Origin of the sequence: Pontimicrobium sp. IMCC45349 (assembly GCF_047219225.1) — a bacterium.
GTDB lineage: Bacteria > Bacteroidota > Bacteroidia > Flavobacteriales > Flavobacteriaceae > IMCC45349.
On record NZ_CP178208.1, the window covers coordinates 2,508,334 to 2,520,555 of the forward strand.

At 30.5% G+C, this 12,222-nt stretch carries 10 protein-coding genes; 1 reads left to right on the forward strand and 9 read right to left on the reverse strand.

The genetic code is table 11. The features are described from left to right. Window positions 1-152: 152 nt before the first annotated feature. The 9 genes from ACLII3_RS11695 to ACLII3_RS11735 all read right to left on the reverse strand — a co-directional run bounded on the left by ACLII3_RS11695 (window position 153) and on the right by ACLII3_RS11735 (window position 11,364). Entirely contained in the window at window positions 153-1,940 is a 1,788-nt protein-coding gene (locus ACLII3_RS11695) for a gliding motility-associated C-terminal domain-containing protein (protein ID WP_412984416.1), read from the reverse strand. A gap of 30 nt (window positions 1,941-1,970) precedes the next feature. Continuing rightward, window positions 1,971-5,408, reverse strand: coding sequence for a T9SS type B sorting domain-containing protein (locus tag ACLII3_RS11700; RefSeq protein WP_412984417.1), 3,438 nt, complete (start codon window positions 5,406-5,408; stop codon window positions 1,971-1,973). Between the two features lie 30 nt (window positions 5,409-5,438). Next, entirely contained in the window at window positions 5,439-6,263 is an 825-nt protein-coding gene (locus tag ACLII3_RS11705; protein WP_412984418.1) for an ABC transporter permease, read from the reverse strand. Between the two features lie 15 nt (window positions 6,264-6,278). Next, window positions 6,279-7,175: an ABC transporter ATP-binding protein gene (locus ACLII3_RS11710; RefSeq protein ID WP_412984419.1), complete on the reverse strand. Its 897-nt coding sequence runs from the start codon at window positions 7,173-7,175 to the stop codon at window positions 6,279-6,281. A gap of 153 nt (window positions 7,176-7,328) precedes the next feature. After that, entirely contained in the window at window positions 7,329-7,844 is a 516-nt protein-coding gene (locus ACLII3_RS11715; protein ID WP_412984420.1) for an IS1096 element passenger TnpR family protein, read from the reverse strand. Window positions 7,845-7,879: 35 nt separating this feature from the next. Beyond that, window positions 7,880-8,896, reverse strand: coding sequence for a COX15/CtaA family protein (locus ACLII3_RS11720; RefSeq protein WP_412984421.1), 1,017 nt, complete (start codon window positions 8,894-8,896; stop codon window positions 7,880-7,882). Beyond that, on the reverse strand, window positions 8,897-9,349 hold the full coding sequence (locus ACLII3_RS11725; RefSeq protein ID WP_412984422.1) for a GNAT family N-acetyltransferase: 453 nt from the start codon (window positions 9,347-9,349) through the stop codon (window positions 8,897-8,899). It abuts the gene before it with no gap. Window positions 9,350-9,351: 2 nt separating this feature from the next. Further along, window positions 9,352-10,770, reverse strand: a complete 1,419-nt coding sequence (locus tag ACLII3_RS11730; protein WP_412984423.1) for a CCA tRNA nucleotidyltransferase — start codon at window positions 10,768-10,770, stop codon at window positions 9,352-9,354. 30 nt (window positions 10,771-10,800) lie between these two features. Continuing rightward, window positions 10,801-11,364 carry an L-threonylcarbamoyladenylate synthase gene (locus ACLII3_RS11735; RefSeq protein ID WP_412984424.1) on the reverse strand — a complete coding sequence of 188 codons (564 nt, stop codon included), beginning with the start codon at window positions 11,362-11,364 and terminating at the stop codon, window positions 10,801-10,803. Between the two features lie 110 nt (window positions 11,365-11,474). On the opposite strand from ACLII3_RS11735, the gene ACLII3_RS11740 reads away from it, so the two are divergent. Further along, window positions 11,475-12,221 carry a lipopolysaccharide kinase InaA family protein gene (locus ACLII3_RS11740; protein ID WP_412984425.1) on the forward strand — a complete coding sequence of 249 codons (747 nt, stop codon included), beginning with the start codon at window positions 11,475-11,477 and terminating at the stop codon, window positions 12,219-12,221. The last annotated feature ends 1 nt before the right edge of the window (window position 12,222 follow it).

A 12,222-nucleotide genomic window follows, 5' to 3' on the forward strand; every position in this document is an offset into this window, starting at 1 on the left:
CTTTTAGCTTAATATTCATAACTCTTAGTATAGGTTTTTAATGTCATTGATTTAGTTTTCAATGGATTAGGTTTGAGGTTATAAAAGTGAATTTAGTTAAAAATCGATTAAATGCATTATTTATTCGATGAAATGCATTAAATTTTAACAGATCAGTTGTTTAGGTAAACCCAACCTGTCAAACTTTTATAGTTAGGGTCATTTAAGTGAAGTACATAAAAATAGGTGCCAACAGGTACAATACTGCCTTGGTTATTTAAACCAACATTTGCTTTTCCATCCCATTTTAAGTTATTATTTCCTTTAAAAATTAAAGTGCCATAACGATTGTAAATTAAAAGTTCATGATTTTCAAAAATGTTATAAAGTCCTTGAATATTGAACCAATCGTTATATCCATCATCATTAGGAGAAAATCCTTGAGGCACATGAGGAGGGCAATTTTCAACTGATATGTCAAATTCAAAAAGTTGATAACAAGGTGTTTCTTCTGTTCTAAGTATTATGGTTTGTGGGTTTGATGTATTGTTAAATTCATCAGGGAATAATATTTCTCCAATAGTATTTTCAGCATCGTATAATGTTGTATAAAAAGTAGCTGAAGATATATTGAACTCAGTTTCTAATTCATCTAAATGAGTTGTTAGGTCAAAAGTTGCTGAGTTAAACCCTTCATCGCATAGTAATAAATTTTCTAGTGTTATGATTGGTTCTGACTCAATAAGTTGAATATTTTCAATTGCAAAATTATTGTCTTCATTTATTTCGATTACTGTACTGTTTCCCAAGCCATCATCATCAATAACTACTGTAAGTTCAATATTGTTTGTGAAGTTTTCAGGTATTGCGAAAGTAATTGATTGAAATTCTTCCCCATTTATTTCAATGTCATTTAACGTATTACTTTGCGTGATTAATATGTTATCCACATAAAAAGCAATTGGTGTATTTGAGGGAAGTATGTCTGTAGCATTATTGTTATATACAGTATATTCAATATAAACCTCAGTTGAGTTACATTGTATTTCAAAATCATTTAATGTGATAGTAGCATCTGGTAATTGGCTATTTAAAACGGTTATGATATTATTTATCATTACAAAATCTTGTCCTGAAGTTAGTTGTATAACTGCAGAATCATCACCAATTGATATATTGTTTTGAATGTTATATACGTCAATATCCATATTGTAAAGATTTGACATTCCTGTGAAGCTATTAGTACCATTAAAAGCGTTGTTTGTTGGATTTAAGGGAGGGTTTCCTATCACATTTCCATTTATTGTTAATACTTCATTAACAGCTAAAGCAGAGTCACCTTCCCATGCTACAAAACCAATTTTAGCTCCTGTTGTATCTAATACGTTCAAATTATTTAATTCAATACTTAAACTTTCTGGTACACTTTGTAAACCATCATAAATATTCACTTGGTTTAATGGAAGATTGTCATCTTGATATATTATTGTTATTGCCCAACCTGCAAAGTTTGTTCCAGTAGGACAGTAAGGTTCAATTACAGATGTTAAATCAAAATCTGAAATTGTATAAGTTGTATTACCTTCAGTTATAATTTGTTCGGTAACATCAGCAAATGCAGCAAAAAAAACACGTTCACTATCAAGAGCATCGCTAAAAGTACGTTCGGCAGCTATATTTAAACCATTTAAGCTAATATCAAAATCGCCATTACCAGAACCTGCCCAATATAAATATGCAGCTACAATTGTTTGATTGCTAGGTATGTTAAGTATAGCAGAAGAAGATGTATTTATAGTACATAATGAAAAAGGTCCATTTTCTAGAGAGTTTAATGTGTTGCCAATAGCTGTATAATCGTATCTTCCATTAAATTGTTGATAAAGCGTAACATCTTGTCCAATACTATTTTGGCTTAAAAAGGAAACAATTGTAATAAAAAGATAAAGACTTTTCTTCATTTTAATTTTGAAGGAGTTTTCTTTACTAAGTTAACGTTTTAAAGTGAAATGGCTTTTAAATACTCTTCCATCCTGAAGCGTAACATGAAACCAATAATCGTTTGAAGGCATATTGTAGCCATTGTATGTGCCATCCCAACCGCCACCTAAAGGATTAAGTTTAGTGATGAGTTTTCCAAAGCGATCAAAAATATAGATTTCACTATTAACTTGATTTGGAGTGTTTATGCCATATACATGCCAAGTGTCATTTATATTATCTCCATTGGGTGTAAAGAATTTAGGGAAGCCAATTATAGAAACAGTATCCTCAACTATACCACAATTGTTTACATCTCTAACGTAAACTGTATGGAAACCTGGAGTTACATTTTCAAAAACATTACTGTCTTGGTAAATGCCATCAATGTCATCTAAAGCATATTCATATATACCTTCACCAGAAACATTTACAGTAATTGTGTTGTTTGAGGTAGCATCAATAACTTCAATAGATTCAATAGTTGCAATATTAGAAGGAATAATAGTTATAGTTCTTGTTTTTGAGCAACCATTAACATTGGTAACAGTGACAGTATAATTACCTGTTTCATTTACTTGAATTTGAGAAGTGTTTTGTCCTGTTGACCAAGAATAGTAATAGTTACTTGGAGAGTCATTTAAAACTCCTCCAGTAAGCGTTACTAATTCAGGGAAAAAGTTAAGGCAATATAATATGTCTTCATCAATTTCAATATTTGGTAGTTCAAACACAGTAAGCTGAATTTCATTCACACCATAACAATTATTATCATTCTCAGCTCTTACGTAAATAGTTTGTGAGTAAGGTATTGTGTTTGTAAATGCATTGTTTAAAGGGTTAGTTTCAAGCAAAGCATTTTCATAAGTTTCGTAATAAGTTAATTCAAGATTATCAGGTAGTCCAGCTAAAACATCTGCATTAGCATCACTAAGTGTGAAATTGTAAAAACCATCTTCAGTACCATCATCATCACAATGCGATAATGTAGCATCGTGAGCACTTGTGGCACTTACTTCAAGTGAAAGTTCGGCAATACTATAGCAACCAGTTGTATCATCAATTACTTGTGCAAAAATTGTTTGAGGGTTTTCCCAATTATTAAAAGATGTTCCATCAATGTCATCGTTGTTATTTTCTGCATCAATAAGAGAAGTGAAAAATTTAACAGATGTATTAGGAGCTCCACCAGTTAAGGCGTCATTAGCTTCTGTAAGATTGAATAGGGTAAAACCATCAGATAATCCGTCTTCATCACATTGAAATAAATTTACATTAAATGCCTCAGGTAAAGGATGCACAATAAGATTAAAGGATGAAGTTTCAAAACAGTCTGTATTTAAATTGTTTTCTATTCTAATAAATATTTCTTCTTGATTAGGGTTGTTATTGTAATATAATAAAGATAATTCATTGTCTCCATCATCAGCATCTTCTTGCAGATTATGATAAGATATGTTGTAAAGGGAAGAATCTTGATTACCTAATATTATACTATTTAAGCTTTCTAAATCATAGACTGTTTGGCCATTCATAGTGTTCCCATCACTATCGTCATCACAAATCTCAATATCATCAATTGGATTAATTATTGGTGTATTAAAAATCTCTATAAAAAAAGATGTAGTATCGTAACAATTTGAAAATTCATTATTGTCAATTCTAACAAATATTTCTTGAGGATTACTAATATTTTGATAAGGGAAAGTTATCTCATTCTCATTATTATCTGCATCATCTTGAGATTCAAAATAGTGAGTGCTAAATAGAGTAGAGTCTTGATTTCCTATAATTTGTGGGTCAATAATATTTGAGAAATCAAAAGACCAGTTATTATCATTGTTATCGTCACAAATTAAAATACCCTCGGGTTGATTAGCAATAATAGGGACTTCAAAAAAGCTTACTATGGCTTCTCCAATAATAGTTTTATTACATTCGTTAGGAATGTTGTCAATTAATACATTATAGGTTCCTTCTTCTGTAGTTACTAAATCAAAATTATTTTCAGAGAGTACTTCTCCATTAAAAGTCCAAGTATATGTTGCTCCTGGAATATCTTCAGCTATTAAAGTGTAATTTTGTTCTCCACATAATGGAAGCTCGGTTATTATTTCTTCAGATAATGGACTTATAATATTGATATAATCCTGAATAAGAAATGAAGTAATAAAAGGAGGCAGCCCTAAAGATGCAAAAGTTCCATTTGATAGTGTTTGACCTGAAACATTATAGTTACAATTAATACCAACGCCTTCTGGATTTTCAATTACATCTAATGTAGTATTACTTTCATTGTTGCAAACATATATCTTATTATTAGGTGCAAGTTGAAGTGAAGAGATAAAACTTGTGCCCTGATATACTATGGTTGGATTATTGTTATTTTCTAAATCAAATTGTCTTACTTGTGTACCGTTAGAAGCATATAACTTCTTAGAGTCTGCAGAAAATTCTGTTCCGTAAGTTTGGATGTTATCAATTAAATTTACTGGGTTACTTATTATACCAGTTTCATCATCAAAATCATATAACCAAAGACTACCAGTGGTAGGAGATGTGTTAACATCACTAGGTAAATTAATATTTTGACTATGACAAGCAGCTATTTTTGTACCATCTGGAGATGACTTAATATAACCAATACCATTACGTCTATATCCAGCTGTTGTAATAAAAGGATCAACTACCGATGTTACAGGAGTAGTGTTAACACCATTTTCGTCAATTATAAAAGCATAGAATGTATCAACAAATTGAGTAATAACCCAAAATGATTGACAATCATTTCCTTGAACTGCGGTTATTTTTTCTGCACATTTATATAATGATTGTTCAGGGTCATTTTCATTATAAGTTATTAGATGCACATTTTTTTCTGAATCTACTACATCACCAAATCCTCCATTAAGTGTAATATCTACTAATGAATAATTAAAACCATTATTATAACCATCATCATCTTGTGGAATGGAAGGAGTACCTCCATAGGTTTCTTGATAAAAACTTAAAGGGTTACCATTTATATCAGCTGGACCTTGATTAGGAAAAGCCCATGCATTATTATGATGAGGTTCATCTACAGTGAAAATATAAAATAAGTTTGGATTACCTGGATGAGGTACAATAACACCTGATGAGGTACTTGAAGGATCACCAAGTAAACCAGTACCACTATTGTAGTTTGCATTAGGCATTATTTGATGGTTGGCGTCCCAAACTGTTCTCCCATCAGTATAAAACAATAAGTTACCATTTGAGTCTGAAATAGAAGAACAACCTTCATTAGTGCTAATTGTAGTCATTGCATCTGTAGAAGGTGTTACATTACCAGTTGCTACATCAAAGTTTAAACCAGCACCATTGCCAAAAAACCAATTTGCAGCTTCACCTTGTGGAAAAACTGCAAATGTGGTACTAAATATTAGTAACGTAAGTATCTTTTTCATTTATAAGCAAGCAATATGCTTATAAATATATTATAAATCTCTCTTTTTTAATAATCTGTACGATAAAAAGACGAATAAAGCTGTCCAAGCTAGTACAATTACAAACTCATACCAATGTACTGCATAGTCGTATGCTATTTCACTTTTTTCAGGGAATTTTGACATTGCTATACGCTGAAAAGGTTGTTTTATAAGGTTGTACATAGATTTTAAAGGGAAGAAGTTTTGAATTTTATCTGCAATTTCAAAATTCCATTTCCAAGTAATAAGTCCTAATATAATCCATTCTAATACAAAGTCTACAAATAGAAAAGCTAAAGCAAAGGCTGAACGTTTTGCTAATACACCTAAAAATAAACAGAAACTAAAGAATCCTACTAATTTCAAGAAATAAGCTAATAAATACTCCATTTCTCTAATAATGATATTAAATTCATTATAACTAGAATAAATTAAGCCTAGTAATAGTGAAATGAAAAATATTACTATGGTAGAGATTAATGAAAAGAAAACAATGGCATAGAATTTTGAAAGGATAAATTCCTTTTTACTTAAACCATCAATTAAGTTTTGTTTAATGGTTTTGTTACTGTATTCATTTCCAATCATGGATACTACAACAATAGCAAAGAACACTTTAAATAGGGCTGCAAAATAAGTTGTTAAGTGCCATACAATTGGGAAATTAAATATTCCAAGTTCACCAAGTTCTAAGGTGAAAAAACCAAAGAAATTAATTTTAATACCAGATAAAACTATAACAAACATTGGTAAAATGAATGATATAAATATGAGAACCTTACTTGTTTTGTTAAGTAAAAGTTTTTGTAATTCTAAATTTAAAAGACGTAGCATTTTGATTGATTTTGATTAGTTATTGTCTGTTAATTGAAGGAATTGCTCTTCTAAGCTTTCTTTACGTTTCACAAGGTGTGAAAGTGTAATTCCTTTTTCAAACATTAATTTATTGAAAGCTGCTGCTTCCATTGGAGTATTTAAAAATGCTGTAATCAAGTCATCTTCAATTTTTATGTTACCAAAAGCACTATCTTTTTCTAATAAGCTTAATAATTGGTCTTTATTGTTAGTTTTTAATTCAAAGAAACCATGACTAGAAATCATTTCGTCAACACGTCCAGAATAAAGCTTTTCTCCTTTGCGTAAAACCACTACATGGCTACATACTTTTTCAACTTCATCTAATAGGTGAGAGGCCAATAAAATGGTTGTGCCTCCATTAGCAATATCTTTAATAATTTCTCTAATTTGATGAATTCCTTGAGGGTCTAAACCGTTTGTTGGTTCATCTAAAATTAAAATTTCAGGGTCGTTAAGTAGTGCAGAAGCAATGGCTAAACGCTGCTTCATACCTAAAGAATAGGTTTTGAACTTACTGTCTTTTCGCTCTAAAAGTCCAACAATTTCAAGCTTTTCGTCAATTTTTGAAAAGTCAACACCTTTAATTTTACATACTAATTTCAGGTTTTGATATGCTGACATATAAGGGTAAAAGTTAGGTCGCTCTATAATTGCGCCAACTCTTTTAAGAGCATCATGTGTTGAGATATTTCCATTAAACCAATGGAAGTCGCCTTGTGTTTTATTAACTACGTTAAGTACAACACCTAAGGTTGTTGATTTACCACTACCATTTGGTCCCAAAATTCCATAAACGTTTCCTTTGTTTATGGTAAATGAAAGATCTTTAACAGCAGTAAGGTAACCGAATTTTTTTGTGAGATTATTAATCGTTAGAATTGGTTCCAAGTTGTATATTTTTTGATTGGTTATAAACGTAAGACGATACTAAGCGTTTTTTGTTACATAATGTAAAAGATAAACTAAAATACTTTATATGAAACAAAAAGCGCCTTACAGATAGTAAGACGCTTTTTAATATTATATAAGATGGTAATTAGATTAATTCCAATTTTCATCAAAATCTAGATTGTCATAATCGTTTACATCGTAATCATTGTCATAGTCTTTAAAGTTTTCAAAAGCTTCAGCTTCAAACGATTTTTCTGGAGCTTCGGTTGGAATTTGACCATGAACAAACATTAAGTTTGGGTAATCTGTACCTTCAGTTATCTCAACAATTTCAGCTAATTCAACAAAAAATGTCCACATGCTTAAGAAATCGTATACATAGATTAGTTTTGTTTTTTCTTCGTTAAGAATATCTTCCAAAACTGTTTCGCTCATCAATCTAACAGTATTTATACCCTCACTCATATCAAACAAAGCAATTTCTTCGCCTTGATTCCATTCATCATCACTCACATAAAAAGAAGCCATTTCTGTACCATCAAAACCAAATGATTGTGTAATGGTATTATGGAAATCTTCTAAAGTATCGGTTTTTCTAATTTCAATATCTCTAAAAATATCCTCTTCAGTGTCGTTATCTAGTATAACTCTAAATCTGTAAATCATGCCTTTTAATTAAAGTGCAAAGGTACTAAATTTTGTTATTTACTAAAGCGATGCAAGGTAAAAGTCATGGCGCTTAGTAAGAAAAATGCACCTACTTGATGTGCTACTCCTAACCAAACTGGTACTTGTAATAAAATGGTAAATACGCCTAATAGAAATTGTAAACCAACAAGAATTAATAATGCATTTAACCCTTTTAATTGATAATTACTAAGTTTAAGTTTTTTACCTTTTATATAAATAATAATTATAGAAGCTAATACAATAAATGCTAGAATGCGATGTACAAATTGTACACCACTTTTCCCTTCTACAAAGTTTTTGTAAACTGGAGTTTGTTCTATTAAAACGGTGTCGTGCATAAACTTACCTTCACTCATCATTGGCCAATGGTTATGAATAAAACCTGCATCAAGTCCAGCAACAAATGCACCATAGATAATTTGTATGATTAGTAAGCCTAAACCAACTCTTATTAGGTTTCTAAATTTGGTTTCAATTTGTTTCTTGTTAGGGAACATTAAATCTAACGCCACCCAAAATGTATATGCAAATGTTAGGAATGCAGTAGTTAAATGTGCGGCTAGTCTATAATGACTTACATCTGGTCTGTCAACCAAACCACTTTTTACCATATACCATCCTAAAAAACCTTGAAATCCACCTAAAACCATAAGGATAATAGACTTTTTTATTGTGGATTTAGTAAGTTGTTTTTTTACTAAGAAGTATAAGAATGGAATTATAAATACAACGCCAATGAAGCGTCCTATTACACGATGAAACCACTCCCAAAAGTATATATCTTTAAAGTCTTGAAGCGAAAAATGACTATTTAGCTTTTGGTATTCTGGGTACTGTTTGTAAAGTTCAAAAGCTTCTTGCCACTCAACTTCATTCATTGGTGGAATAGTTCCAGAGATAAGTTTATAATTTGAGATGGAAAGACCAGAATGTGTAAGTCTTGTAATACCACCTACAACTACCATTATAAAAATAAGTAAGCATCCAGTTAGAAGCCAGTAAATTACTTTTTTATTATCCTTTTTCATTTATTTAAGTATTTTTTCGAAGCATACACTATTTTCTACATTTCTATATTGCCCATAATTAGCAATAGGTTTGTAGTTGTTTTTATTGTAAAACTGAACAGCTTCTACTTGTCTTTTTCCAGTTTCTAAAATGCAAGAATTAAAGTTAAGCTCTTTTGCCCAATTTTCTAATTCGTTTAAAACTTTAGCGGCAAAACCATTACCTCTAGCTATTGGTTTTGTATACATACGTTTTATTTCTACAGAATTCTCTCCATATGCTTTAAAAGCTCCGCATGAGGTAGGTATATTATTTTCATAAACTATAACTACATGTTTTAGTACATCAATATTATTGTATTGGTGGTAAAAATCATGGTCGTCACCATCTACGGTTTTTAGGTAAGTATCTAGTTCACTAACTAAGTCTATAAAATCTTGATTTGTAGAATCTGTACGTTTAAGTTGAACCATCTTTATGAACTTACGGTTAAACCTAATTTTTCACCTTCTTTAAGCATTAATTGAAATGCTGCTTCATGTTCGTTTGGAATGTCACCTTCTAGAATAGCTTCTTTTATTTTTTCTTTAATAATTCCAATTTCGCGTGAAGGCTTTAAGTTGAAAGTTTTCATGATTTCTTCACCAGAAACAGGTGGTTGAAAATTTCGAACGTGATCTCTAGCTTCAACTTCTACTATCTTTTCTCTAACAATTTTAAAGTTGTTATGATATTTTTTGAACTTATTAGGGTTTTTGGTAGTGATATCTGCTTCGCAAAGTGTCATTAAATCGTCTACATAATCACCAGCATCAAAAACTAAACGTCTTACAGCAGAATCTGTCACAATATCTTGTGCTAGCACAATTGGGCGTGAACTCATAAATACCATTTTTTGAACAAATTTCATTTTGTCATTTAGAGGCATTTTTAGTCTTTTAAATAAATGGTATACCATTTTAGAGCCTTCAAATTCGTGTCCATGAAAAGTCCAACCTACTTTTTTGCTAAATTTTTTTGTTGGTGCTTTTCCTATGTCATGTAATAATGCAGCCCAACGTAACCATAAATTATCAGTATGTTTACTAATATTATCAACTACTTCTAAAGTATGGTAAAAGTTATCTTTATGTTTTTGTCCTTCAACTTCTTCTACGCCTTTTAAGTTTGTAAGCTCTGGTATAATAAGCTTTAAAAGACCCGTTTTTTCAAGTAATAAAAAACCAATAGAGGGTTTACTACTTTCTAATATTTTATTAAGCTCTGTTACAATACGTTCTTTTGTGATAATTTTAATTCTGTCACTATTTTTTGTGATAGCCTTTAACGAATTGTCTTCAATTTGAAAATTTAATTGAGTAGCAAATCGTATTGCGCGTAACATACGTAAAGGATCATCACTATATGTAACGTCAGGATTTAAGGGTGTAATAATGGTTTTGTTTTGTAAATCTTCAATACCATTAAATGGGTCTAAAAGCGCTCCAAATTTTTCTTCGCTTAAATCTAAAGCTAGCGCATTAATAGTAAAGTCTCTACGGTTTTGATCATCTTCCAAAGTACCATTTTCTACAATAGGGTTTCTACTGTCTTCATTGTATGATTCTTTACGTGCGCCAACAAATTCAATTTCAATGTCTTCAAACCTTAACATGGCAGTGCCATAAGTTTTAAAAACCTGAACTTTTGGGTTGTTTGGAAGGTTTTTTGCAACTTGTTTAGCTAGTTTAATGCCACTACCAATTGCTACAATATCAATGTCTTTATGTTTACCTCTGTCTAAAATAAAATCACGTACAAAGCCACCAATAACGTAACAATCTACATCTATTTCTTTTGCCGATTTAGATATGATTTTAAAAATTTTATGTTCTAGTGCTTGTTTGTAATTCATTCTTGAAATTTTAAAGCAAAAACTATTCGATTATTTTCTAATGATTTTTACTTGACCATCATTATTTAGCTTAATAATTGATGAGGATTTACCTGTCTTTTTTTCGCGCTGCAAATTTACAACATAGTCTACACCTTTTAAAATCTCGGGACTTATTTCTTTAAACGATTGTGGTGTAGGTTGACCACTAATATTTGCTGAGGTAGACACAATAGCACCATTTAGTTTTCTGGTAAGTCTATAGCAAAATTCATGGTCTGGGATTCGAATTGCGATGGTTTTATCTTGTGCAATTAAATTAGAAGCTAAATTTTGAGCTTTTTCGTAAATAATAGTAGTTGGAGTTTCAGATATTTCAATAATACTTTTTGCAGCCTCAGGAATGCTAGCTACATATTTGCTTAACATTCTATCATCTGTTACCAAGCAAATTAAAGCTTTACTATCAACTCTTTTTTTGAGTTCGTAAACCTTTGCAACTGCTTCTTCGTTTGTGGCATCACAACCAATTCCCCAAACAGTATCGGTTGGATATAAAATAAGGCCTCCTTCTTTAAGAATTTTTAAAGCATTTTTAACTTCGGTTTGTAACATAAAACGTAACTTATAAAGCTGCAAAGTTAAACTTTAAGCTTATACTTTTTTAATTCATATCATTTAAAAGATATTTTATTTTCAATTATAAAAAGTTGTAATATTGCCACATGAAGAAAGTATTTCAAGATAAATACAAAATACTAGAAAACGACATCGATGAGTTAATCGAATCGTTTAATAGTAAAGGAGAACAATTAAAAGACGCCAGAAATAAACTTAAAATCTTTGAGTTAAAAGATTTTAAAGTAAACATTAAGTCTTTTAAGGTGCCTAATATTATTAATCAAATAGTGTATGGCCTTTTTAGAAAAGGTAAAGCTCGTCGCTCTTTTGAGTATGCTAATAAATTATTGAGCTTAGGTATTGGAACACCAAATCCAATAGCGTATTATGAGGATTCATCTTTCTTTTTATTCAAGAAGAGTTATTATGTTAGTGAACAGTTAAAATACGATTTAACTTTTAGAGAGTTAGATGGGGATTTTAATTACCCTAATCATGAAAAGTTATTAAGAGCTTTTACTAGATTTACTTTTGAGCTACACCAAAAAGGAATTAATTTTTTAGATCATTCACCAGGAAATACACTTATAAAAATAAAGGATAGTAGTTACGATTTTTATTTAGTTGATTTAAATAGAATGAAGTTTGAATCTATGCCTTTTGAAAAAGGTGTAGAAAACTTTGCGCGTCTAACAAAACATGAAGCTTTAGTAAAAGTAATGAGCGACGAATATGCAAAATGTGTTGGTAAGTCACCAGAAGAAGTTTTTAGATTAATGTGGCAACACACACAAGAATTTAGAGGTAAAATTAGACGAAAAAAAGCTATTAAAAATAAATTAAAGGTATAGG